This window comes from Amycolatopsis sp. NPDC049159 (assembly GCF_040648295.1).
GTDB lineage: Bacteria > Actinomycetota > Actinomycetes > Mycobacteriales > Pseudonocardiaceae > Amycolatopsis > Amycolatopsis pretoriensis_A.
The window spans coordinates 118,346-141,709 of the sequence record NZ_JBEZDL010000009.1; the positions used below are offsets into that span (position 1 = coordinate 118,346).

Annotated in this window: 21 protein-coding genes; 10 read left to right on the plus strand and 11 right to left on the minus strand. The window is 71.7% G+C overall.

Annotation, left to right across the window (positions count from 1 at the left end):
- Positions 1-85: 85 nt before the first annotated feature.
- On the plus strand, positions 86-1,450 hold the full coding sequence (locus AB0B33_RS18625; protein WP_360773052.1) for a DUF2867 domain-containing protein: 1,365 nt from the start codon (positions 86-88) through the stop codon (positions 1,448-1,450).
- A 12-nt stretch (positions 1,451-1,462) separates the two neighbouring features.
- Here AB0B33_RS18625 and AB0B33_RS18630 read toward each other — a convergent pair whose 3' ends face one another.
- On the minus strand, positions 1,463-2,194 hold the full coding sequence (locus AB0B33_RS18630; RefSeq protein WP_360773055.1) for an anti-sigma factor: 732 nt from the start codon (positions 2,192-2,194) through the stop codon (positions 1,463-1,465).
- Positions 2,151-2,756, minus strand: coding sequence for a sigma-70 family RNA polymerase sigma factor (locus AB0B33_RS18635; protein ID WP_360773057.1), 606 nt, complete (start codon positions 2,754-2,756; stop codon positions 2,151-2,153). The genes AB0B33_RS18630 and AB0B33_RS18635 overlap by 44 nt, the downstream gene beginning before the upstream one ends.
- Positions 2,757-3,260: 504 nt before the next feature.
- Here AB0B33_RS18635 and AB0B33_RS18640 point away from each other — a divergent pair.
- On the plus strand, positions 3,261-3,626 hold the full coding sequence (locus AB0B33_RS18640) for a hypothetical protein (protein ID WP_360773059.1): 366 nt from the start codon (positions 3,261-3,263) through the stop codon (positions 3,624-3,626).
- A 395-nt stretch (positions 3,627-4,021) separates the two neighbouring features.
- Here AB0B33_RS18640 and AB0B33_RS18645 read toward each other — a convergent pair whose 3' ends face one another.
- From AB0B33_RS18645 to AB0B33_RS18655, 3 genes are all read right to left on the minus strand, one after another.
- Positions 4,022-4,558: an SRPBCC family protein gene (locus tag AB0B33_RS18645; RefSeq protein ID WP_360773062.1), complete on the minus strand. Its 537-nt coding sequence runs from the start codon at positions 4,556-4,558 to the stop codon at positions 4,022-4,024.
- A gap of 200 nt (positions 4,559-4,758) precedes the next feature.
- Entirely contained in the window at positions 4,759-5,343 is a 585-nt protein-coding gene (locus tag AB0B33_RS18650; RefSeq protein WP_360773065.1) for a DM13 domain-containing protein, read from the minus strand.
- A 72-nt stretch (positions 5,344-5,415) separates the two neighbouring features.
- Positions 5,416-5,994 carry a hypothetical protein gene (locus AB0B33_RS18655; protein ID WP_360773068.1) on the minus strand — a complete coding sequence of 193 codons (579 nt, stop codon included), beginning with the start codon at positions 5,992-5,994 and terminating at the stop codon, positions 5,416-5,418.
- Between the two features lie 214 nt (positions 5,995-6,208).
- Here AB0B33_RS18655 and AB0B33_RS18660 point away from each other — a divergent pair, with 214 nt between their 5' ends.
- Positions 6,209-6,394 carry a hypothetical protein gene (locus tag AB0B33_RS18660; protein WP_360773071.1) on the plus strand — a complete coding sequence of 62 codons (186 nt, stop codon included), beginning with the start codon at positions 6,209-6,211 and terminating at the stop codon, positions 6,392-6,394.
- Between the two features lie 117 nt (positions 6,395-6,511).
- Here the strand turns inward: AB0B33_RS18660 and AB0B33_RS18665 are convergent, their stop codons facing one another.
- The gene (locus tag AB0B33_RS18665) at positions 6,512-7,087 is read right to left on the minus strand and encodes a helix-turn-helix domain-containing protein (RefSeq protein WP_360773074.1); all 576 of its coding nucleotides are present in this window, start codon (positions 7,085-7,087) and stop codon (positions 6,512-6,514) included.
- Positions 7,088-7,180: 93 nt separating this feature from the next.
- Between AB0B33_RS18665 and AB0B33_RS18670 the strand changes: the two genes are divergently transcribed.
- Complete coding sequence (locus AB0B33_RS18670) at positions 7,181-8,134, plus strand: NADP-dependent oxidoreductase (RefSeq protein WP_360773077.1); 954 nt, start codon at positions 7,181-7,183, stop codon at positions 8,132-8,134.
- Positions 8,135-8,904: 770 nt separating this feature from the next.
- On the plus strand, positions 8,905-10,428 hold the full coding sequence (locus AB0B33_RS18675) for a S1 family peptidase (protein ID WP_360773080.1): 1,524 nt from the start codon (positions 8,905-8,907) through the stop codon (positions 10,426-10,428).
- A gap of 813 nt (positions 10,429-11,241) precedes the next feature.
- On the opposite strand, the gene AB0B33_RS18680 is transcribed toward AB0B33_RS18675, so the two are convergent.
- Positions 11,242-12,711, minus strand: a complete 1,470-nt coding sequence (locus AB0B33_RS18680) for an ATP-binding protein (protein WP_360773083.1) — start codon at positions 12,709-12,711, stop codon at positions 11,242-11,244.
- A 10-nt stretch (positions 12,712-12,721) separates the two neighbouring features.
- The gene (locus AB0B33_RS18685; protein ID WP_360773086.1) at positions 12,722-13,396 is read right to left on the minus strand and encodes a response regulator transcription factor; all 675 of its coding nucleotides are present in this window, start codon (positions 13,394-13,396) and stop codon (positions 12,722-12,724) included.
- Positions 13,397-13,523: 127 nt separating this feature from the next.
- Here AB0B33_RS18685 and AB0B33_RS18690 point away from each other — a divergent pair, with 127 nt between their 5' ends.
- Together AB0B33_RS18690 and AB0B33_RS18695 are read left to right on the plus strand one after the other, a co-directional pair.
- On the plus strand, positions 13,524-14,270 hold the full coding sequence (locus AB0B33_RS18690) for an ABC transporter ATP-binding protein (RefSeq protein ID WP_360773539.1): 747 nt from the start codon (positions 13,524-13,526) through the stop codon (positions 14,268-14,270).
- The gene (locus AB0B33_RS18695; RefSeq protein WP_360773089.1) at positions 14,270-16,780 is read left to right on the plus strand and encodes an FtsX-like permease family protein; all 2,511 of its coding nucleotides are present in this window, start codon (positions 14,270-14,272) and stop codon (positions 16,778-16,780) included. The genes AB0B33_RS18690 and AB0B33_RS18695 overlap by 1 nt, the downstream gene beginning before the upstream one ends.
- 454 nt (positions 16,781-17,234) lie before the next feature.
- Here the strand turns inward: AB0B33_RS18695 and AB0B33_RS18700 are convergent, their stop codons facing one another.
- Positions 17,235-18,515, minus strand: a complete 1,281-nt coding sequence (locus AB0B33_RS18700; RefSeq protein ID WP_360773092.1) for a hypothetical protein — start codon at positions 18,513-18,515, stop codon at positions 17,235-17,237.
- 376 nt (positions 18,516-18,891) lie between these two features.
- On the opposite strand from AB0B33_RS18700, the gene AB0B33_RS18705 reads away from it, so the two are divergent.
- The gene (locus AB0B33_RS18705) at positions 18,892-19,977 is read left to right on the plus strand and encodes a hypothetical protein (protein WP_360773095.1); all 1,086 of its coding nucleotides are present in this window, start codon (positions 18,892-18,894) and stop codon (positions 19,975-19,977) included.
- Between the two features lie 241 nt (positions 19,978-20,218).
- On the opposite strand, the gene AB0B33_RS18710 is transcribed toward AB0B33_RS18705, so the two are convergent.
- A complete protein-coding gene (locus AB0B33_RS18710) occupies positions 20,219-20,389 on the minus strand; it encodes a hypothetical protein (RefSeq protein WP_360773098.1) in 171 nt (56 codons plus the stop codon).
- A gap of 29 nt (positions 20,390-20,418) precedes the next feature.
- The gene (locus tag AB0B33_RS18715) at positions 20,419-20,781 is read right to left on the minus strand and encodes a TetR-like C-terminal domain-containing protein (protein WP_360773542.1); all 363 of its coding nucleotides are present in this window, start codon (positions 20,779-20,781) and stop codon (positions 20,419-20,421) included.
- Positions 20,782-20,950: 169 nt separating this feature from the next.
- Here AB0B33_RS18715 and AB0B33_RS18720 point away from each other — a divergent pair, with 169 nt between their 5' ends.
- Positions 20,951-21,394, plus strand: a complete 444-nt coding sequence (locus AB0B33_RS18720) for a hypothetical protein (RefSeq protein WP_360773101.1) — start codon at positions 20,951-20,953, stop codon at positions 21,392-21,394.
- A gap of 34 nt (positions 21,395-21,428) precedes the next feature.
- On the plus strand, positions 21,429-22,937 hold the full coding sequence (locus AB0B33_RS18725) for an MFS transporter (protein WP_360773104.1): 1,509 nt from the start codon (positions 21,429-21,431) through the stop codon (positions 22,935-22,937).
- The last annotated feature ends 427 nt before the right edge of the window (positions 22,938-23,364 follow it).

Sequence of the window (23,364 nt, forward strand, 5' to 3'; positions counted from 1 at the left end):
ATGGGGTTACCCAGCCAGCGTCCGCCGGTTTTCCGGCCTAGATTTGCATCGATCCTGAGTCGGCACGGAAGGCGGTCCACGAGTGGTGAGCAAACGGCGGTGCGCGGTGCTGGGCGCCACCGGGTTCGTCGGCACCGCGCTCGTGGCCGACCTGACCGCCGCCGGGCACCCGGTGCGGGTGCTGGCCCGCGCGCCCCGGCACACCTTCCCCGCCGACGTCGAGGTGACGCGCGGGGACGCCGCCGACCCCGCCGCGCTGAAGGCCGTCATGGCCGGGGCCGACGTCGTCTTCCACTTGGTCCACTCCTTGCGTGAACCGGACTTCGCCGACCGCGACCGCGTCATCGCCGAACGCGTCGCGTCGGCGGCCGCGGAAGCCGGTGTCCGGCAGCTCGTCTACCTCGGCGGCCCGCGCCCGGCCGCGGAAACGTCAGCGCACCTGGCCTCGCGCTCGGAAGTCGCCGACATCCTGCTCGCCGGCCCGGTCCCGGCCCTCGTGCTGCAGGCGTCGATGATCATCGGCCGCGGCTCCGCCGGGCTCGAACTGCTGGTGCGCACGGCCCGGCTCCCGATCCGGCCGCGGCCGCGGTGGACCGCCCGCCGCAGCCGCCCGGTCGCCCTCGCCGACATCCGGCACTTCCTGCGGGCAGCCGCCGACGCCGCGCCCGCGAACGGCCGGTTCGACGTGACCGGCCCGGAGCGGATCAGCTACCACGACCTGGTCCGGCGATGCGGGCGCGTCCTGCGCCGCCCTGAGGCACTCGCGGTGCCCGCCCCGCTGTGGTCGCACCCGCTCGCCGCGCTCGTGACGGGCCTGGCCACTCCCGTCCCCGCGTCGGTGGCCGCACCGCTGTTCGCCTCGCTCGACCACGACCTGCTGCCCGCCGACACCCCGGTCGAGGCGGTCCTGCCCGCTCCGCCCGGCGGGCCGACGAGCCTCGACAACGCCCTGCGCGCCGCGCTCGGCACCCCCGCGGCCGTCGCGCCCGAGGGCCGGGCCCACGTCGGCGAGCACACCCGCTACACCCGCGCGAGCCCGCAGTCCGTGTGGGAAGCGATCACGCGGCTGGGCGGCGACGAAGGCCGGTTCCCGCCCGGGTTCGCGTGGGCGTTGCGCGGCGTGCTGGACCACGCGCTGGGCGGCGTCGGCCTCTACCGCGGACGTTCGCCGCGGCCGGGACCGGGAGACGTGCTGGACTTCTGGACCGTCCGCCGCCGCGACGACGCCCGTCGCGAACTGGTCCTGGGCGCCGAGATGCGCCTGCCCGGCGATGCCGAGCTGAGCTTGCGCGCCGAGCCCGCCGGCGCCGGAACGCGCCTGCGGCAACAGGTCCGCTTCACCCCGGCGGGCATCGTCGGCGACGTCTACTGGCACGTCCAGAAACCCGGGCACGACCTCGTGTTCGGCTTGCTCGCGCGCTCGATCGTCCGCGCGGCCGAACAACGGTGAGCGACCGCCGAGTCAGGAACCTCCGGCGCTGATGGTCCCCTGCACCATGCTCGTCCCGTGCTCCTGCTGCCCGATGCGCTGAGCCGAAACATCGACCACCGGGAAAGCCTGCACCGTCACGCCACGAGGGATGGGAACGTCGGCGTACGTCCCGGCGGTGACGCCGAGGGGGATCATGGTGGTTTTGCCGTCGTAGAGCCAGATTTCGTAAAGACCCGCCGGCGCCGGCATTCCGGTCAGTTCGAGTTCGAGCCGCAACGTCCCGGAGCCGCTGTCGACGATCCGGGCTCGGCCGGCGGCGCCGGCGGGTGCGGCCGCCTGCCGGTTCAGCTGCGCTTGCGCGACCACCCGGCTCTCGTCCGGGCTGCCGGGCGTGAGAGCCACCGTCACCACGGCGGCCACGGTCGCGGCGGCTGCCGCGACCACGCCGTAGCGCGCGGCGGAACGGAAACGACGCCGCGAGACGCTCCCCCGAGCGGCGTCCACGCGCGGTGGTGCCGTCTTGTCCTGGGCATCGTGCGGCAGGTGACCGGTCTCGGCCGCGATCCGCTCCCACACCGCCGCGGCCACCGGCGGCAGTTCCGTCTCCGCGCGGGTTTCCCGGCCCAGGCCCGCTACCGCCTGAAGCGATTCGAGCTCCTCCCGGCAGGTGGCGCAGCCGCCGAGGTGCTCGGTGTCCGCCGTGCCCGGCTCCTGGTCGTCAAGGGCGAGCAGGACGAGGTGATCGCGATCGAGGTGCGTCATCGGTCACCTCCTCCGGCACGCTGTCGAGCTCGGAGCGCAGCTTCTGCATGCCGCGGCGCAGGTGGCTCTTCACCGTGCCGAGCGGCAGGCCGGTCCGCTCGGCGATCTGGGTGTGGGTCAGGTCAGCATAGAAGGCCAGCTCGAGCAGCTCGCGCTGCGCGTCCGGCAGGCGTCGCAGGCCGTCCGCGACGAGCAGCCGGTCCACGATCCGCTCGGGGGACTCCGCCGCCGTCGCCTCGGCCGGCGTGGTCGCGGCGACGGCCTCGGTGTCGCGCTGCCGTCGGCCGCGGGCGCGCAGCAGATCGACGATGCGGCGCCGGGTGATGCCCAGCAGCCAGGCCAGCAGGCCGGCCTTGTCCGGGTCGTAGCTGTGCCGCCCGTTCCACGCGGACACGAAGGTGGCCTGCACGACGTCGTCGACGTCCGCCGGATCGCGCAGGCTCGCGCGCACCAGCCGCTGCACGGCCGGCCCGTGCCGATCGAACACCGCCCGTAACGCCGCCGGCTCACCGCCGGCGAACCGGCGCGCGAGCTCGTCAGCCGTCTCGGCGTCATCGGGCACGGCCGACACCCTAACCGCACGCCCGGCCGACGCAACACCTTCCACCAGCAGCATCCTCGCGCACCTCGAGTCCGGTCCCCCTCGCCGCAGACACCCGGCGAACGGGGATACGCCCACGGCGGTCCCCGCGGATGCACCGCCGGCGGTGCCTCCGTTTCCCAGCCTCGCGGCGAACCACCGGCTGCACGAGCCACCTGTCCCGAAGGAGCAGCCGATGCCCGGAACCCCGCGTTCGCTCGCCGTGGTCGTCGCCACCGGCGTGCTGGCCGTGCTGCCGGTCCCGCTTCCCGCCTCCGCGGCCGCGGCCGCGGAGTCCGTGGTCTCGGTCGTCCACGGCCAGCCGGTCGACGTGTACGTCAACGGGAAGAAGACCCTCGGCAACTTCCAGCCCGCGAGCGTGGCGGGCCCCCTGAAGCTGACCGAAAGGCGTTCGCCATCGACGCGAGCCGGACCGCGCCGGGCAAAGCCCGCCTGGTCGTCCGGCACACCGCCGCCGCACCGGCCGTGGACGTGCGCGCCGGGGGCAAGCCGGCCTTCACCGGGCTCACGAACCCGAAGGAAGCCATGGCCGACCTCCCCGCCGGCGTGGCCGGCACCGCCACCGTCGGCCTCGGGCCGAAGGACCTCGCGGCCGGCACCGCGACGATCGTCTACGCCATCGGCTCGGCCGACGCGAAGACCCTCACCCTCGCCGCGCAGACGATCAAGAACCTGGGCGCCGCCCCCTCGTCCATGCCGACCGGCTCGGGTGGCCTGGCCGCCGAGGACGACGCCACCGGGTGGTTCCTCCTGACCGCGGGCGGCGTGCTCGTCGCGGTCCTCGGCGCCGCCCTGCTGATCCGCCGCCGACCGGAACCCGCGTCGCGGTGAACCGACCGGCACGACGCGGTGTGTCCCGCCCGGCCGGGACACACCGCCGCACCGGCACCGCGCTCGTCTTCGCGGGAGTCATCGCCGCCGTCCCGGGCACGGTGGCCACGGCCCCTGGGCCATCGGTCGCCGGCGCGCCCCTTCGGCGACCGGACCCGCCGGCCGAGGTGACGGCATCGACCCGGGCCGCACTGCTCCCGGCCCCGGCGCCTTCTTCCGCCTGCGCCGGCTCCGCCCCGGATCCCCAAGTCCGAAATAGACCTGCAGCCGTACTCCGACACCGACGGCAGTCCCCGCGTCACCCTTTCACCTGCGGTGGCACATTCGACAAAGCATCGCGGAACTACCGGGACAACGATTTCCCATCCGGCGGCGGTCAAATCGAGCCGGGCAGGTCAGCGCGGGGATTCGTCGGTGGGAAAGACAGCGTCGAAGAGCCACTGCAACGGCGTCCGGTGCGACTCCTCCCCGTCGGCGATTTCCTTGGCCTCGGACGGATCGGCAGCGTTGTGGACGTCCTCGACGAACCGGGCGAACCGCCGCAGATCGGCGCGTGCTCGAGTCGTGATGAGTCCCGATGCCAGCGCGATGCGCTCGCTGAGCGCGTCCAGTTCCAGTTCCAGCTCGAGGGTCACGGCGGCCGCGTCGTCGCCCGCCGGGGTCACGGTTGCGTGCCCCCGGTGGCGCGGGCCGCTCGCACTGACCCAGTCCAGCGTCCTGCGCTGCGGATCGGCGGCGACGTCGATGCTGTACCGGCGGGGAATCCCGGCGAGTGTGTACACGAACCGGAAACGCGCGGGATGCCCTTCGACCGGGAAAACCTGCTCGACCGAACGCATGAACCTCGGGTAATGGCTGAAGTCGGTGAACCACTTGAATGTGATGTCGGCCGGAACCGCCACGGCGGTCTCGACCTGAACGACGGTTCCCACGGTGCCTCCAAGGATCCGATCGGCTTGTCGTTTCGCCACCGAACCGTAGCCAGATCCCCCTTCCGGCGCTGACCGGTTCTCGGCCGGCCCTGTGCCGAAACCACGCCGTTCATGCGTCCCCACCAGCATGAATGACCCCATGATGAGGAACCGGCGACGCGCGATGCAACCACGATGCAAAACAGGCGCCGGATCGATTCTCAGCCTCGCGGGCCGACCAGTTCCGCCGCGCCGAACGACACGTTGAAGCGGTCGCACCACAGGCTCACGCTGGTGTACCCGGACAGGTCGGTACCCGCCGGAAGCGCGTAGTTCTGGTTACCCTTGTTGCCTTTGAGCTTGCCCGCGTCGAAGTGCTTGCCGTCGTCGAAGAGGGCCCAGCCGTCCTTGCCCGGTTTCACCGGCGCGTCGGTGAGCCAGACGCGCACGTCCGGGCCGCTGCTGGTGGCCAGGTCCTCCAGGCGCAGCACCAGTGATCCGTCGGCCGCGCGCAGGACGCGGACGGTGCCGCTGGTCGGGTGTTCGTGGCTGATCAGCGTGCCGGTCACCAGTTCCACCGGCCCAGCCGGCCGCGAGACCGACCCGGGAGGCGGCGACGCGGGGAGCCGCGGTTCCGGCGCGGGCAGCGGCTCCGATGCGGCGACCGGGAAAGCATCCTGCACCGTCTCGTCGACCCAGAGCCGCCACGGCTGGAACCAGTACAGGCCCGCCGCCACCGCGACCAGCCCCGCTACCAGAACACCGCCGAACCAGGGCCGGGTGAACAGGCGCCGCGCGCGGTTCATCTCGTTCTCCTCCGTCGTCCGTCGATGCCGTAGTCAACCGGACGAATCACCCAGCCGCACCCCCGTGCGCGGTTACCGATCCCTTACGGGCTCCTCGGCCGGAGCCAGCAGGAACATCCCGACGGCGACGCCGGCCATCGTGAAAACGCCACGCGGCCAGAAAATGTGACTGTCCACGAACGACACACTCGCGAGCAGGAGAACCACGGCACCCGGCGCCGCCCGCCACCCCACGCGCAGGGCGGCCGCGACGACGATCAGGACACTGGCGACGAGGAAGCACGCCGACCCGACGTACCCGAGCCGGTCCCCGGCCGCGAACACGGCACCGACGACCGGCGTGGCCCCGTGCTGGGCGTGCACCACCGTCCCGGCGGCAATCCCCGCGACGGCGTCGAGACCCCCGTAGAAGGCCGCGAACCCGAACGCGGCCAGCCGCCCAGGCCACCGCAGCCACGGCGGCGCCGAAGTCAGCAACGACCACTGCGCCACGGCGAGCAAGGGGAAGACCGGCAGCAGGACGACGTGCAGCGCAGCCCACCAGGACGCGCTGGCCGCGTCGAGCTGCCCCGGATGCACCACACCGAACCCCGCAAGCAGCAACCCGGGCGCGGCGAGGAGCGCACGTCGCTGCCATGGTGACCTGAGCACCGGGCGACCCTAACCCCGATCACCGCGCCGGAAGATTAACGAACCCTTACGTCGCGCGTCCGCGGCCCGCCGCACGTACGCCGCCCGGTCTGTTACGGCAAATCCACAGTATTCGTGTGGTTTTACACCGAAGGCAACGTGTCGTCAGCGAGGTAATTTCGCATGGAGAACATCAAGGTTGACCAGCTTGACGCGACGGGAAGAACGATCGGACATGACGAAGGAAATCATGGTCCGTCGTTTGTTGACCGGGGCGACGATCTGCATGCTCGCCTTGGCTGCAGCGGCCGCCGCGGTGTCCGATGCGACGGTCAAGCTTGCGCTGTCGCTTCTCGTGCTCGCCCTGCTCGCGACCGTGCTCCTGCCGGCGACGCGGAGGCTTGCACTGCGGCGCATTTGAACAGCGTCCCGAGTTGATCGAGCCGGGCGCGAAAGTGCGTGGCCGCCGCACGCGTTCGTCGCGTAGCAGGCCGGCGGCACACACCCCGCACACCACTGGGGCCGGACTTGAGGCGGCTCAGCCGGGCAGCGGGCGAAGGCCGTCCATGAGGAGATCCAGCAGGCGACCGGCCTTGGCTTCGTGCTCGGGCCGGGGGGCCACGGTGAAAATCCCGATGAGGGAAGCCGCGATGTCGTCGGCGGTGACGTCGGAGCGGAGATCACCCGCCGCACCGCCGGCATCCAGAATCGTGGTGATGGCCGCCAGCAGCTCGGTGCGGGTCCGGGCGTGAGCGATCTCGCCCGACTCGATCATCGCGAGCAGCGTGTCGAGCATGCCGTTCTTGGTCGCGATCCAGTCGCCGAACAAGTCCATCCAGCGCCGCATCGCCGCGGCCGGGGGCAGCCGGCCGAGCAGTTCGCGGGCGCCGGTCGTCAGGCGCACGACCTGGTCGCGGTAGACCGCGTCGACCAGCGACTCGCGGGTCGGGAAGTGCCGGTAGAGCGTAGCGATGCCGACTCCGGCCTCGCGGGCGATCGCCCGCATCGACGGCTCGGCGTCGGCCGCCACGAACATGCGGGTCGCCACCGCGAGCAACTGGTCGCGGTTGCGAGTGGCATCCGCCCGCGGTCCGCGCACCTCCACCTCAGCCAAAACGGATCACGCTCCGGTTGTGTTAGGGTCGTCCGAGTAAACGGAGCATAGTCCGTTTCACTGCGTTCCCTCGACCTCAGGAGACCGGAAATCATGAGCGATCACCCGCCGGCCAGGAGCAGGGCGGTCCAGCTCGACTCGTTCGGCGGCCCGGAAGTCCTGGACGTCCGCGAGGTTCCCGCTCCGCAAGCCGGCCCGGGACAGGTCCGGGTGCGGGTCACCGCGGCCGGCCTGAACCCGATGGACTGGATCATGACCGCCGACGCGGACACCGCCGCCCGGTTCGGCTTGAGCCTCCCGGCCGGGTTCGGGACCGACTACGCGGGAGTGGTCGACCAGGTCGGCGCCGGGATGAGCGGCTTCGCCCCGGGCGACCGGGTGTTCGGCGGCGCCCTGTCCCGCGCGGTCGCCGACTTCGTGGTGGTCGACGCGACCGGGGTGACCGCGGCGAACGAGGTCCACCACACCCCCGACGACGTCGACGACCGCACCGCCGCCACCCTCACGATCGCCGGCCGCACGGCATCGGCCGCTCTCGCCGTGATCGCCCCTGGCCCGGGCGACACCGTCCTGATCGGCGGCGCGGCAGGCGGGGTCGGGGTGTTCGCGGTCCAGCTGGCCCGGATCGCGGGAGCGCGCGTGCTCGGCACGGGATCGGCGGCATCGGCCGGTTTCCTTGGCGACCTCGGAGCCGAGCCGGTCGCTTACGGCGACGGCCTGGCCGACCGGGTCCGAGCCCTCGCGCCCGGCGGCATCACCGCCGCCATCGACCTGCACGGCACGGAAACAGCGCACACCGCACGGGAACTCGGTGTCCCGGACGACCGCATCTGCACCATCGCCACGCAAATCGACGGCGTACCGGCGGCCAACGGCGCGAACGCCGAACCCGGGGCCCTGGAGGAGATCGCCCGCCTGGTCGCGCAAGGCCGGCTCCGGGTACCCATCGCGGCCGGCTTCCCGATCGAGCAGATCCGCGGAGCGGCCGAACTCCAGGCGGGCCGGCACGTACACGGCAAGGTGGTCATCGACCTCTCGCGACGGTGAACCCGACGACGTTCTCCACGCCGAGACCGATCGGGCCACAGCGGTCTTGTCATCACCAGGGTGGCTTCACGAACTGCGGCCACCTCCTCACACCCGGCCTCACCGAGTCCGACCTTGTCCAGCACACGGCGGAAAGCGGTGCGCGGCAACTCGAACGCCGGATCCGCTTCTCCCCCACATCCCCGCCCGCCGTCGATCGGCCCGCAGTGGCCGATGACGTCGCCGGCGGTCCTCCGCTCGACCGCGCGAGCCGCAGTGGGCCGTCTTGATGCGGAAAGTCGTCGCCGTCACCGACGTTGCCGACCACGACCGACTGCGGGTTCACTGCGCAGCGAACCCGCGCTGGTGGCGTGGGTGTCCCTGGCGTACCCCGGATCCACACAGCCGACGGGCGTGAACCCCCAGTGGATGGCCGTGTCGGACCGGGCGTGAATGGTGCAGGACTCCCGGGTCAGCGTCGCCGAGGTCGTGTAGTGCGTGTCGTCGGCGGCCTGCGCCGGCGACGCCTCGGCACCGCCGGACGTAGCCCTTGATCCAGCCGCCGGGCGTAGCCGGACACCCGGTCGAGGATCTTCGCTTCCTCCCAACCCATCGCTCGGCTGCCCTGGCGTCTTGTACCCCCGAACGGATACGACCAGGCCGATTGCGGTCGGCGATTCGCCTTGGCTCGTCATTCGTTACAGAGAGCATTATCACGCTGACACTCCCGCTTCGATCGACAAGATTGTCGTGCCGGTCCGAATCCGGCATCGAAGATCCAGGGGGGATCGATGCGTTGTCTCAAACCCGCGCTGCTCCTCGGCGCGGTCGTCCTCGGTGGGCTCAGCACCACCGTTCCGGCGCAGGCCGTCTCCGGAGGCGCGCCCGCCGTCGACGGTGCCTACGCCTTTGCCGCGAAGCTCACCTCGAGCGGCCGGGCCTGCAGCGGTGTGCTCGTCGCGCCGAACTGGGTGCTCACCACCGCGAGCTGCTTTCCCGGCACGGCCGACGGCGGGGCACCGGCGACCGCCGTGACGGCGATCGTCGGCCGCACCGATCTGAACGGCACCAGCGGGCACCAGACCACGGTCTCCGCGGTCGCGGTGCGCGGCGACCGCGATCTCGCGCTCGCGAAGCTCGCCGACGCGGTCACCGACGTCGAGCCGGCCGCACTCGCCACCGCTCCGCCGGCTGCCGGTGAGAAGCTGCGCGTCGCTGGTTTCGGGCGGACCGCAACCGAGTGGGTGCCGAGCAGATTGCACACCGCGACCTTCGCGGTGACGTCCGCTGCCGCCACGACGACGGCGCTCGCCGGAGACGGCGGGGCCGACACCTGCAAGGGCGACGCAGGTGGCCCGGTGGTGCGGGAGAGCGGTGGCCGGGTCGAGCTGGCTGCCATCAGCAGCGCGTCGTGGCAGCACGGCTGCCTCGGCGAGACGGAAACCCGGCAGGGCACCACCGCCGTCCGCGTCGACGACGTGGCGGGCTGGATCGGGCAGATCACCCGCGTCACCGATGTTTCGCTGACCGGTGGCCGGATCGCCCGGCTGCAGAACGGCTCCGCGTACCTGCTGGACGACGTGAACGACCGAGCCTGGTCCCTGCTGTGGGACGCCCGCTCCGGTGCGGTGACGAAGCTGCGCGCAGAATGTGCCCGCACCGGCGTCCTGCTGGCGAACGGTGACCTGTGGGTCAAGGACGACAACGTGCCGGCTCTCGGCTGGGTCCCCGAATCGGACGCCGTCACCGACTTCGCTCTGTCCGGCGACCGGGTCGCCGCCGTGCGGGCCGGTTCGGCGTACCTCAAGGAGGGCAACCTCCAGGGGAGCTGGACGACCGAATGGGACGCCCGGTCCGGGGCGGTCACCGCGGTCGGTGTCGACGGCGCGCGCGTCGGCGTCCTCACCGCCGACCAGCACCTGCGCGTGAGGGACGACGCTGCCCACTCGCCGTGGACCGACCAAGCCGACCGTGTCACGGGGTTCGACCTGTCCGGGAGCCGGATAGCCGTGCTCCGCGACGGATTCGCCCTGCTGAAGGACGGCGACCTGTTCGGCGGCTGGAGCACCCAGTGGGATCCGCAGGACGGCGCGGTGACCAAGGTAGACATCGACGGCGCGCGCATCGGCCTCCTGCTGGCGAACGGCGTCGTCCAGGTCAAGGACGACCAGTCGGCGAACACGAGCTGGTTCGCCGAGGCCGACCGGACCACGGCGTTCGGCATCACCGGCCCGAGGATCGCCGTCGTCCGAGACGGACGAATCTCGGTCAAGGACGGCAATCTGCAAGGTCCCTGGACCGAATTGAGCCAATAGCCGCGGCGATCGCAAGGGCCCGCGCCGAATCGATGGCGCGGGCCCTTGCGATCACGGGCTACCGGCCGGAGCAATCTTTCGTTCGTGACTTCGGCGCTGGACGAGGTGCTCGTCATCGTGGCCATCCCCGCGACGCCTGCGCCCTTGGCCTGCGGCGGCTCCGGAGGCGTCGCCGGGATCTGCTTGCTTCCAGCTCCGCCAGCACGTCCACGGGCGCCGGCTGGAAGACACGAGCCGCGCACGTGCGCGAGGTGCTCACGGGCTACCGCGCGGGGTCGTCCGAGCCGGCGGTCACGGGTGAGCCGCGGCCGCGGTACGCGCCGCACCTTCCCCGACCTGCCATCACAAGGCGGAAGCTGTCGAGCTGGGCGCCGGTGTGCGCACGCTGCAGAGGTGGGTAGCGGACTTGCGGCAGAACGGAGAAGCCGGCCTTGCACGCCAACGCGATCGCGCAGCAAGTCGGCCGTGGGGTCGCGTCGACCAGCGGTGGGTGGACGTCGCCCTCGAGGTGATGGTGGAGCACACCGGGAAGTCGACGCCGCCGAGAACCCGGCGTTGACGAAGAGCAGGCCCGAGGTGCCGAACTCCGCCTTCGCCCGATCGGCGAGAGCGTCGAAGTCCGTCAACGAACGCGCGTCGCCCGAAACCACAACGGCGTCCTGTCCGATCTCCTCCCGGGCCGAATCCAGGCCCGCCTGCGAGCGCCCGGTCACTGGAAGGCGCGGAGCGAGTAGATACCGGAGTGAGAACCGAGACTGTCGGGGCTTCGGAGACCGTGTCCAGGTCGCGGTGCTCTTCCGGTGACGACTGTCGTCACCGGTGGGCGGGCAGCCTCGCCACCAGCCTGGCACCGGTCTCGCTGTCCTCCACGCGGAGGGTTCCGCCGTGCCGGGCGGCGATGTCGCGGGCGAGGGTCAGGCCGAGGCCGGAACCGCCGGCGTCCCGGGTGCGGGCGTCATCCAGGCGGGTGAACCGGTCGAAGACGCGTTCACGCTCCTCGGCCGGGATCCCCCGGCCGTCGTCCAGCACTTCGAGAACGACGTCGCCGGCGGACCAGCCGATGTGGACGGTGACCGAGGTGGCGGCGTGCCGCACCGCGTTGTCCAGCAGGTTGCGGAGCAGTCGTTCGAGCTGGAGGGGGTCGCCCGAGACAGGCCCCGGACCATCCACAACGGACCGGATCGCCGGGCCATCGAGAACAAGTGCGCGTTCGGCCACCTGCTCCCGGACCACGTCGGCGAGATCGACCACCTCGGACGGCCGCGGAGCCTCGGCCGGGTCGACGGCGAGCTGCAGCAGATCCGCCGTGATGCGTTGCAGGCGCTGGACGTCGACCAGCGACCGGCGGGCCACCGACGGCCAGTCCGCCCGGTCCGGATGCGCGAGCGCGACCTCGAGCCCGGCTCGCACGTTCGCCAGCGGGCTGCGCAGTTCGTGGCTCGCGTCGGCGACGAACCGCTCCTGCTGGTCGTGTGCCCGCTGCAGCCGGTCGAGGGTCGTGTTCGTGGTCCGCGCCAGCCGCGCGATCTCGTCACGCGTAAGCGGTACCGGCACACGCCGGTCGTACTGGTGCACGGTGACCTCGGCCAGTTCCCGGCGGATCGCCTCCACCGGCCGCAGCGCGCGCCCGGCCGCGAACCACGCGACCAGCGCCGTGACCACAACCGCGAGCGGGATGAAGACCTGCAGCATTTCGTCGAACGCGGTCACCGCGCGGAGCGTGTCCCACGGCAGCACGAACCGGTACAGGGTGAGCCGATAGTGCTTCGCCGCGTCTCGGCTCGCGCCGGCCAGCCCGGCGTCCATTGTGTACCCCTGGCGGCCGAATGGCTCCACCAGATCGGCCGCCACGTTGTCGACAACGTTGCCCAGCACGGTGTAGGTGCGGTACTCACGCCACTGTGGATGGACGGTGGATCGCAGTGTGGCGCTCGCAGTGGTCGTCCAGCCCGGCGGCGCCCCGGCCGGGGCGGGCGGCAGCGGGATTCGCCCGGGATCCAGGTCGTTCAGGTTGCTGCTGCGCACCACCACCTCCCCGGTGTCCGAGACCACCTCGAACATCGCGTCGCCGGAGCCGGTGCTCGAGGCAAGCGCAGCCCGTCCACCGCCGAGAGCGGCGGCCCGGTAGGCGTCGGCCATCCCCGCCAGTTCGGTCCGCGTCGCGTTCACGGCGTTGCCGGTCAGCCGCGTGCTCACGAACGCGCGCATACCCAGCCACGCCAGCGTGAACACGACCAGACAGAGCAACGCGGCGGTCAGCGCGGTGCTTCGCCGGACTGACACCGGCCACCACCTACGCATCGTTCACCAGCCGGTAGCCGACGCCCCGCACCGTGGCGATGGTGCGGCGGCCGAACGGCGCGTCCAGCTTCCGGCGCAGCGCGCTCACGTAGACCTCGACGATGTTCGGGTCGCCCTGATAGGCCATATCCCACACCTGTTCCAGGATCTCGCGTTTCGCCGCCACCTGTCCGCCGTGCCCGAGCAGGCATTCCAGCACCGCGAACTCTTTGGTCGTCAGCGACACCGGCTGCCCGGCCCGGTGGCACGTCCGCTTCGCCGGGTCGAGCACCAGATCGCCGAACGCAAGCGTCGCGGACGCACCCGCCGCACCGCGGCGGGTGAGCGCGCGCAGCCGCGCCGTGAGCACCACGTACGAAAACGGCTTGCTCAGGAAGTCGTCGGCGCCGGTGTCGAGCGCCTCGGCTTCGTCGTATTCGCCGTTCTTCGCGGTGAGCATGAGGATCGGGGTCGTCACGCCGCGTTCCCGCAGCGTCGCGCAGACGCGGTAGCCGTTGACCTTCGGCAGCATGATGTCCAGCACGATCACCTGGTACGGGTGCAGTTGCGCGAGTTCGAGCCCCTCTTCCCCGTCGGTGGCGAGATCGACCGCGTGTCCGTCGGCTTCCAGTCCCCATTGGAGGGCCTCGGCCAGCCGCATTTCGTCTTCCACCACGAGCACCCGCATACCGCGATCCTCCCATATCCGCGGCGCGGTACCTGAAGCGTTCTTCAGAGTGCTTCAGGAGTCGCTCAGCCGTTTCCCGCGATGCTCGACGAGGCGTGAACGTCAGCATCAGGGATCAAGGGGAACAATGCGCGAGAACGACGCGGACAACCACATCGCGGCCGGCATGAAGGACGTCAGCAAGGTCTACGGCCGCGGTGACGCGGCGGTACGGGCGCTGGACCACGTGTCCGTCGACTTCCCGGCCCGTCAGTTCACCGCCATCATGGGGCCATCCGGTTCGGGCAAGTCGACGCTCATGCACTGCCTCGCCGGTCTGGACACAGTGGACTCCGGAAGCGTCCGAATCGGGCAGTCGGATCTCGTCGGCCTGTCCGATGCCGCGTTGACCAAGGTACGGCGGGACCGGGTCGGGTTCGTGTTCCAGTCGTTCAACTTGCTGCCGACCATGAGCGCCGAGGAGAACATCCTGCTCGGCCTTTCGCTCGCGGGCCGACGGCCGGACCGGACGTGGTTCACCACCGTCGTCGACGCACTCGGCCTGGGATCGCGCCTGAAGCACAAGCCTGCGGAACTTTCGGGCGGCCAGCAGCAGCGGGTCGCTTGCGCCCGCGCACTCGTGGGCAAACCGGACGTCGTCTTCGCCGATGAGCCCACGGGCAGTCTCGACTCCCGGACCGGCGCCGAACTGCTCGGCTTCCTGCGCACCTCCGTCCGCGACCTGGACCAGACCGTGGTGATGGTGACGCACGATCCCGTCGCCGCGTCGTACGCCGACCACGGCGTACTCCTCGCTGACGGGCGCATCGTCCGGCACCTCGCGCGTCCCACCGCCGACACGGTTCTGGCGGCGCTGACCGGTTTGGGGGCGTGATGCTGCGAACCGTCATCGCCGGGCTGAAGGCCCGTCCCCTGCGGCTGCTGCTGTCCGCGGTGGCCATCGCGCTCGGCGTGGCCTTCGTCGCCGGGTCGTTCGTCCTTTCCGACTCCGTCCACGCCGGGGTGCGGGACGTCGTGGCAGCCGAAACCCGCCGGGTGGACGCGTCGATCGGCAACGGCCGCGGTGGGCCCGATCTCGACGACCGGTTCTTGGAGAACGTCCGCCGCGTGCCCGGTGTCGCCGCGGCGGAAGGCCGTACCTCGGTGAGCGCCCCGCTGCGTGGTCTCGACGGCTTCCCGAGGGACGCGGCCGCCGTCAACCTGCCCACCGACGCGGCATTGCGTCCCTTCGACCTGGTCGAGGGCCGTTTTCCCGGTAGCGACAGCGAAATCGCGATGGCGCGGGGAACGGCTTCGGGCTACGCGCTGGGGCAGCGCGTGACCGTCTTCGGCCAAGACGGCCGCGAGCACTCCTTCACCCTGGTCGGCACGTTCGACCGGGCATCCGACTCCAGCTTGCGCGGAGCCGACCTGGTGCTGCGGACCGGGGCACTGCGTCAGGTGCGGCCACAGGCGGCGTTCGGCCAGATCGCGGTGCGCGCGACGCCGGGCACCTCCCCCGAAAGGCTCGTCGCCGATCTCACCCGCGTCGTCGGCGGCAAGGGCATCACCGTGATGACCGGTGACGAGGCCGCCGCACGGCTGCTGAGCGAAATCGCCCCGGACACCAGCCTGACGAAGTTCCTCACCGCGTTCGCTGTCCTCGCGATGATCGTCGCCGCGATGGTCATCGCCAACTCCTTCACGATCCTCGTTGCCCAGCGGACGAAGGAACTGGCGCTGCTGCGCTGCGTCGGAGCCGGGAAACGGCAGGTGTTCGCCTCGGTGCTCACCGAGGCCGCGGTGGTGGGCGTCCTCGCGTCGGTCGCCGGGCTGTTCGGTGGCCTCGGCATCGCCGCCGTGTTGCAGGTGATCGTAGGCGCGCTCAACGGCGGCGAGACGACCGTGCACGTCTCCCTCGCGACCCGGACCGTCGTCGCTTCTCTCGCGGTCGGGGTGCTCGTGACCGTGCTCGCGGCGGCGCTCCCGGCCCGCGCCGCGACGCGCGTCGCCCCTGTCGAAGCGTTGCGGACGCCGGTCGAAGGCAAGCCGGCCCGCACCGGATGGCTCCGGGCGGTGATCGCGCTCGCGCTGCTGGTGGTGGGCCTCGGCGCGGCGGTGCTGGCGCTGAGCGTGGACGTCGAGGTGGGCGCCGCGCTCGCCGTCGTCGCGATGGTCGCGTTGCTGGCCGCGGCGCTGACCTCGGGCCCGCTGCTCGCCGGACCTGTCATGCGCGCGCTCGGCGCGGTTTGCGCCCCGGTGCTCGGCAGGCCCGCGAAGCTGGCCGCGCTCAACGCCGCCCGAAACCCGAAACGTACTGCGGCCAGTGCGGCGGCGCTGACCATCGGGCTCGCCGTCGTCACGCTCGCGACCACGGTCATGGCCGGCGTCGAAGCGGGCCGTAGCACGGGCTTCGACCAGCAGGTGAAGGCCGACTTCGCCGTCAGGTCGGTGGTGACCACCCAGCCGTTGCCGCTCGCGCTCGCGGAGACTCTCGCCACCGTGCCCGGCGTCGAGGCGGCCGCACCCCGGCATTCGTTCTCCGGCAGCCTGGGAACGCACGGGTCCTGGGGCATGACGGCCGTGCGCGGCGACGCGGTCGGCACGCTGCTGCGGCCCGCAGTGCTTTCCGGCCGGCTCGACCGGCTGGGCCCGGGTGAACTGGCCATCCACGAGCAAGTCGCGAAGGAGACCGGGCTCGCGGTCGGCGACGTCGTCAAGGCCGGGTCCCGCACCAACCCGGTCCCGCTGCGGGTCGTCGCGGTCTACGACAGCCTCGACGCCCCGGGCGCCGGCCTCGGACTCGCCATGGTCGACCTCGCGCAGGCACCCGCGATCGCCCTCGACGACCACAGCTACGACAGCAGTGTTCTGGTGAAACTCGCCGCAGGCACCGAAGCGGACCAGGTCCGGCCCGCGCTGGAACGCGCGCTTTCGGCCGCGCCGCTCGCCGAGCTCGACAGCGCCGCCGACATCAAGGAAAAGATGTCCGTGCCGCTGCGGAGCACCCTGAACCTGCTGTGGGCGCTCACCGCGCTGGCCGTGCTGATCGCGTTCGCCGGTATCGCCAACACGCTTTCGCTGTCCGTCCTGGAACGGACCCGCGAATCGGCCCTGCTCCGCGCGCTCGGGCTGACCAGAGGAGGTCTCCGCGCCACACTCACCGTGGAGTCGGTGTTCATCGCGCTGCTCGGCGCCGGATGCGGTCTGCTGCTCGGCATCGGCTCCGCCTGGCTGGTCGGGCGCGTGACTTCCGGCGGCGGTGAGCCGGTGCTGTTCACCCTGCCCTGGGCCAGGCTCGGAGTACTACTGGGTGCGGCAATAATCGCGGCACCGCTGGCCGCCGTGGTCCCCGCCCGCCGAGCGGCACGAGGTTCGCTTACGGCCGCGATGGCCGAACAGTGACGTCCGGGCCGGTGCGCGGTCGTGGTCTGAGCCTGCTCAGCCGCTCGTGTGGCGAGCTCCGCCGGGAAGCACACCTCGCAGAGAAGTGCTCCCGCCAGCCGGGAGCACGCGGAGAGCTCGAACTCCGGGAAGTGCGGGGATGGCCATGCCTTGATCACGGACCGCGGCTCGAAGTGTGCCGGGAGAAGTTCGACGACCTCTCCCTCACGTGGAACACCATCGACGTGACGGTCACACCGAGGGCCTGGGTCGAGTGGCCGCTGGAATAGCGGCAGGCGGCGCATCCCGTACTCGCGATGATCGCGGACGCGACGGTGGAGAAGGTAGCTGCGACCTCCACATCTCCAACGCACTGGACGAGAACGGACTGGCTTCCCAACGCCCTTCTCGCGACGCCGAAACCGACTGGCGCCGCATCGAGCACTCTTTCCATCGGTCGTACCGTCGTGATCGCCTACGCCGAGGCGAGCCGCTCGGCGGCGGACTCTCGCACGTCCGTGTTCTCGATGGGGGAATCACGCAGCCGGCCGAGCTGTCGGCGGACCTCGCCGGTGAGCGGCGCGTGTCGTGCGGCCAGCACCCGGACGCCGCCCTCGCAGTCTGCGAGCGCATCGGGCAGCCATTGCCTTGTGCTGTCAGGATCCAGAGTCAGCAACGCGTTCACATAGGCGGTCCGTTCGTAAGAGTGCGGACTCTGGCGCCACAACGAGCGAAGCCGTGGGGCGGACTCCGTGACACCCCAGCGTGCGAACCCGCGAGCCAGGTCGTCGTAGCCACACCATTCGTCTTTGTCACTGTCCAGCCGGTCGAGGGCGTCCAGTAGTGCGGGAACGTCGGCAGCATCACCGTGTTCGGTAAGCATTACCACCGCTCTCCACCACAGTGGATGGGACGGGCTGCGGGCCCATTGGCGAGCATGCCTCACGGTCTGCGGACCCAGTTTCGTGAGCGCGTGGACCAATCCGATCGCCCGGGCGTCCGGGCGGGCGGCCAACTGGTCGGCGACGTCGAGCAACCGCCGCTCCGGATCGCGGTGCCGCGCGAACTCGTGCAGCACCGCCGAGAGCGTCTCGGAGGGAGCATCCGGATCCGCGAGCAGGCTGAGCAACCCGGAGACCGGAGCGCCTCGATGGGGCAGACTCGGGCACCGCCAGTCGACCGGCGGTCGGTCCCGCTGGATCAGAACGTCGATCCGGCGGTCGCTGCCCGCCCACCTCGACCATGGTTCCCGACCGGGGAAGACGTCCTCCGGCGAGGCGTTCGCCGCACGGCCGGCAACGATCGGAGCGAGGTCGTCCCACCATTCGCCGGGCCAGTGGCCGGCCACGGCCTGCAGGACCTCGACCCACCGTTCACCCTCACACACGTACTGGCGCAAAGCGTCCACCGCCGCGGTAACGCCCGTCCGGGCAAGGGCAGCCAGTACCTCGACGCTCTGGCCGAACCGGTTGCCGTCGTAGCCGGTGTTCCGCCCAGCTCGCCAGAGCTGGTCGACGATGGGGTCGATGGACAACTCGACGTCGAGGACCAGCCGGACGAGATACACCGTCCGCTCGTCGACCTGCCGGTCCCACCGGTAGTCCCGGCGCACGCAGTCCACCACGAGTTCCGGTGCGACCGGATGAGCCGCAACCCATGCGCCGGCCGCACCACAGCCGCGTTGCAGAGCTCCCCGCAACGTCTTGGCGGGCGCGTAGTACCAGTGGTCGTTCTCAGCGTCCGTGTCGTCGGTCATCGTCCGCCAGTGTGAGCCGACGCCCGTCCTGCGGCCAGCGAATAACATCGGGACTCACCCGGCCGCTGGTGTCAGCGGTCCATCAGAGCGAGGTTCGTCATCGGGATGGGCCGTCCAGCCGGCGGCGCCCAGGTGCACAGCAGCTCGCCGAGCCGCAGGCCAGGTCGAGCGCCACCGTGGGGCGCAGCAGGCGAACGCGGGCGACGCTGCGACCGGAATGGCGCCGCAGCCCGAGCAAGGCCACGTTCCCCGCGACCGACTCGGCGCGCGTCACGTCTTGTACTGACGGAGCCGTTACCTGCACCCGGAATTCGGCAACGGACCGGGCTGATCGAGGTAATCTGGCGACCCGTGGCCCCGATCGAGGGAGATGCCGGTGGACGTTTCCTCAGCCGTTCCCGAGGAGCTGCGCCCGGTGGTGACGACGTCGTCCGGAGCGGTGCGGCTGGTGTTCGTGCCGCGCGTCACGCGCCTGCTGACCAAGACGTGGGCCGGCAGCCTGGCCATCCCGTTCGCGGTGGCCGGCCCGCTGCTCGCCTTCGTGGTCCTGCCCGTGGTAGCCGTCTTCTTCGGGTGGACCACGATGGGGCACACCGCCCTGGTGCTCGGCGGCGGCCTCGCTGCGCTCGGTCTGGTGCTGTCGGTCGCCATGCCGTGGAGCCTGCGTTCCGACGCGCGGTGGATCGAGCTGACCCCGGCGCGGGTGCTCGTCAAACGGCTGTCCGGGGCGACGCGAACCAGTGCGTTGCGGTCGGTCGCCGTCATCGAACACGTGAAGCTCGCCGAACCCGCCGGTGTCGAAGTGGAGGTCCGCACGGCGGACGAGACCGTCCGGGGCGCCGAGCGGATCGACGTGGACGCCCGGACCCTGGCGGAGTGGCTGAGCAGCCTGCCCGGCGTGGAGGTCGAACACCGGAAGGTCGTCGACCGCGTCAATCCCACCCGCGACCGCTGGTGGCGGCGCACGCAAGTCGCCGCGGTGTGGGAAGTCCCCGCCGACGACGTGCCCGTGATCGCGGACGAACTCGGCGTCCGATGCGATGCCTTCGTGCCCCGGGCCGCCGCCATGAACGGGAACACCCAAGCGATCGACGTCTACGATCCCGACGACGTCCAGGAGATCACCGACCAGCTCACCGGCGAAGCCGTCGCGGTGTTCATGCTGCGCCGGCTGACGAGCTTCACGCGTGAGGCGAGGCTGCCCGACGGCGACGACCCGCTGCTGCACCTCGTCAAGGACGCCGGACTCGCCGAGCGGTACCGCACCGCGCTGCGGCAGCTACGCGATCCCGGCCCGGAAACTCACGCCCTCGTCACGTTCGCGCAGTACTCGCTGTGCCAAGCCGCGCGCGGCGAGCCCATTCCGGCCGCAGGGCCATCATGGACACCACCGCCCGACTTCGAAGCGGTACTCTCCGCCTCGATGACCGCCCCGTTTCCCAGGCCGACCCGGTACGCCTGAGCGAACCTCCCCCGCGGCCCGGCCGCTGACTTCGGCCGCCGATCGCGACCCGCAGCCCCCATGTGCGCGCCGGGTTTGGCGGCCGGCCGAGTCCAAATCCTCGCTCCCACCGTTGCCGGACGCACTCTCATACCGCTGAGCGGTCGTCATCAGGCTGCTGAGTTGGAATCGTCATGGAGTTACTGGGTTGCTCGTAGCCCTGATGTCCGCTCACGCCGACGAGCGGACGACGGCACCCGGATCACAGCTGGCGCAGGGTGAGCCCGTGCGAGGTCAGTTCGTAGCGGGTGAGCATCCGGAGTCCTTTCAGGATCGCGCGGCGACCATCCGGTCGCGAACCGCGCTCGATGACCCTTAGCAGGCGGGATGACGTTCGGAGCGCTTTTGACCAGGTGGGCGTCGCGAGCAGCATCACCGGGTCCGGCGCCAGGACGGCCGGTGTCAGGTGCTGTGGGTGGCCCGGATGCCGGCGAGCACGACGCCGGTCACCCGGACGGCGTCGGCAGGGGTGAACGCACGGGCCCCTCGGGTAACGAACAGCTGGACCGGCCCGGCGAGCAACTCGGCGACGAAGGAGCTCTCGACCGGGGGCAGCTCACCACGCTCGATCGCCACCTGCAGCCGGCGGTCGAGCGCACCGAGACGCCGTTCGAAGACCTCGTCGACGACGGCCCGCAACTCGGGGTCTTCCCGGGCCGAGGCCACCACGGTCAGCAGAGCCCGGCCCTGCGGGCTCGCGGTCGCGGCGGCGAGGGCTTCGAGGAAGCCGGCGAGGTCGGCATCGATGTCGCCGGAATCGTGCAGCGGCGCGGCATCGGCACCGAAGGTCGCGGTTGAGCAGGAGCACCCCGGTCCGCGCCGGTTCGGCGCGGCAGGTTCCGGGTGGCTGCGGGAGGTCTTGGCCCAGCACGGCCCCGGCGATCGCGAGCGACACCCAGGCGAGCGCGGCCGCGGTCGCCATCAAGGCGTAGACGTGCACACCGGGCCGCAGTACGAGCAGGACCGCGGCGACGCCCCCGAGCGCCGCCGCGGCCACCTGCGGGAAGCTCCGGCGCACCAGTGCCGCCCAGCCCCCGCCGAGCACGCCCCCGAGCAGGAGCACCGCGAGCACCAGGTGCACCGGATGGCGGATCAGGGCGCCGGACACCACGGCGAACGCCGCGAACAGCGCCACCGAAGAGATCCCCGCACCCACCCGCCGGCCGACCGACGGCCGCCCGTCCGCCCGATCCGCCATCACCGCACCTCCGCCGCCCACCTTGCGGGCCGGGCGCCCCCGCGTCGTCACCCGTGGTGGATGACCCCCGCTTCGTCCCCGGAGGGCCGGCGGCCGACCGTCTGCTCGTTCGGCGAACCGGAGCAGGCGCGAGCGGCGCTCGGCTGCAGGCTGCCCGGCGGGCTCACCCCGCACAGGTGACGCGGTCCGGCGATCCCGCGGCAACCATGCCGGCATGGCTTCCGAATCGACGTCGCCGGCACCGGCCGGCGGTGCAGTACTGGCTGTCACCTGCATTTCGGCGCTCGTCGTGAACGCGAACACCTCGGCGGTGACCATCCTGCTGCCCGCCATCAGCCACGACGTCGGCGCCTCGGCCACGACGCTGCAGTGGGCCGTCACCGGGTACTCGCTCGTGGGCGCCGCCGTGATCGTCACGGGCGGCGCGCTCGGCGACATCGCCGGCCGGCGCCGGGTCTTCTCGGGAGCGCTGCTGCTCTTCGTGCTCTCCTGCGTCGTCGTCGGGCTCGCGGGCAGCGGCGCCGCCGTCATCGCGGGCCGGGCGATCCAGGGTGCGGCCGGGTCGACGCTGCTGGCCTGCGGCCTCAGCCTGCTTTCGGTCGCCGCGAGCGGAACCGCTCAGGTCCGTGCCGTCTCGCTCTGGGGCGCCGCCTCGGCGGTCGGCGCCGCCGCCGGACCACTGGCCGGGGGCCTGCTCGTCGACACGACCGGGTGGCAGGGCCTCTTCTGGATCGACGCCGCGATCGCGGCCGCGTGCATCCCGCTCACCCTGGCCACCGTGCCGGAGTCGCGCGACGAGACCCGGCCGCGGTCCCTCGACCTCGCCGGGATGCTGCTCGTCGCCGCCTGCCTCGTGCCGTTGGTGCTGGCGCTCAGCCGCGGCTCGGACTGGGGCTGGCTGTCCGCGCCCACGTGGACGTGCCTGATCGTCTCCGCGGCCGCCGGCTGGGGTTTCGCCGCCGTCGAGCGCCGGGTCCGGGCGCCGCTGGTCGACTTGCGGCTCCTGCGCAACAAGGTGCTGGTCGGCTCGACGCTGGTGATCCTGATCGTCGCCGGGGCCATCAACGGCCTCATGTACGTCATGAGCCTGTTCTTCCAGGACCCCGCGGCGTTCGCGATGTCCCCGCTCCAGGCGGGCCTGGCGACGCTGCCCGCGGCGGCGGGCATCGTTCTCATCGCGCCCTTCGTCGGCAGCCTGGCGAAGAAGATCGGCTCCCGGAGCGTGATCGTCCTCGGGTTCGCGATCACGACCGGCGGCTTCGTGGCGCTGGTGTTCCTCGAAGAGAGCTGGGGCTACGGGGTGTTCGTCCTCCCGCTGGTGGCCATCGCGGCTGGCATGGGGCTCTCCAACGGATGCGCGTCCGCCGCGGCGACGTCCTCCGTACCCGGCAACGACGTCGGCGGGGCGTCCGGGATCTCCAACATGGCCCGGTACGTCGGGGCCGCGTTGCTCACCGCCGTGACAGCGACGATCTACGGCGGCGCCGCCTCGATCGAGGGGGCGAACCGGGGCGCCGCACTCGTCGACGGCGTGGCCCGGACCGCGCTGCTCATGGCGATCGTGTCCGGGGCGGGCGTCGCGCTCGGACTGCTCTACGGGCGGTACCGCCCTGGCCCGGCCCGCCCGGGCGGCCCGACGTCCGCCGCCGCGGGCGTGGTGCACAGCGTGCCCGTCCCCGCGCCGGCGGACACGGACCGGATCACCTCCGTCGACCTGGAGTGACGGAGGTGGTCCGGCGTCACCCTCCTCCCAGGGGTGCGACGCTTTCGTTGAGGGCGTGGGATTCCTCGACGCCGATGATGATCTCCGCGGCGGAGCCGACGACCGGCGGCCAGTCGATCCCGGGCACGGTGAGCGCAGGGCGTGCCCGGAGCAGGTCGGCGACCCGGCCGTCGCCGAGCAGGGCGGCATCCGGGCCGGACAGCGAGTCGTGCGGTCACGCGCTGGTGAGCGCCCGCGGGTTCGGGTGGTCGAAGACGAGCGTCGCCGGCGGCCGGGTGCGCAGCCCGGGTTCACCTGCGACGCGACTCGGCAGCGCAGCGGCCCACGGTGAGCTCGTGGCTGAACTGTCCGCGGACCTCGGCCACGACTGACCGGGGCCGTGGCCCGCTGGCTGGTCATCCCGTTCTGCGGATTACATCCCTCAGAT

What these genes read in the sequence shown, in the direction of transcription:
- AB0B33_RS18685 (WP_360773086.1), bottom strand. Translation starts at nt 13,396, where the DNA reads ATGCGGGTGCTCGTGGTGGAAGACGAAATGCGGCTGGCCGAGGCCCTC.
- AB0B33_RS18695 (WP_360773089.1), top strand. Translation starts at nt 14,270, where the DNA reads ATGCTGCGAACCGTCATCGCCGGGCTGAAGGCCCGTCCCCTGCGGCTG.
- AB0B33_RS18710 (WP_360773098.1), bottom strand. Translation starts at nt 20,389, where the DNA reads ATGCTGCTCGCGACGCCCACCTGGTCAAAAGCGCTCCGAACGTCATCC.
- AB0B33_RS18630 (WP_360773055.1), bottom strand. Translation starts at nt 2,194, where the DNA reads ATGACGCACCTCGATCGCGATCACCTCGTCCTGCTCGCCCTTGACGAC.
- AB0B33_RS18650 (WP_360773065.1), bottom strand. Translation starts at nt 5,343, where the DNA reads ATGAACCGCGCGCGGCGCCTGTTCACCCGGCCCTGGTTCGGCGGTGTT.
- AB0B33_RS18675 (WP_360773080.1), top strand. Translation starts at nt 8,905, where the DNA reads ATGCGTTGTCTCAAACCCGCGCTGCTCCTCGGCGCGGTCGTCCTCGGT.
- AB0B33_RS18670 (WP_360773077.1), top strand. Translation starts at nt 7,181, where the DNA reads ATGAGCGATCACCCGCCGGCCAGGAGCAGGGCGGTCCAGCTCGACTCG.
- AB0B33_RS18725 (WP_360773104.1), top strand. Translation starts at nt 21,429, where the DNA reads ATGGCTTCCGAATCGACGTCGCCGGCACCGGCCGGCGGTGCAGTACTG.
- AB0B33_RS18700 (WP_360773092.1), bottom strand. Translation starts at nt 18,515, where the DNA reads ATGACCGACGACACGGACGCTGAGAACGACCACTGGTACTACGCGCCC.
- AB0B33_RS18690 (WP_360773539.1), top strand. Translation starts at nt 13,524, where the DNA reads ATGCGCGAGAACGACGCGGACAACCACATCGCGGCCGGCATGAAGGAC.
- AB0B33_RS18660 (WP_360773071.1), top strand. Translation starts at nt 6,209, where the DNA reads ATGACGAAGGAAATCATGGTCCGTCGTTTGTTGACCGGGGCGACGATC.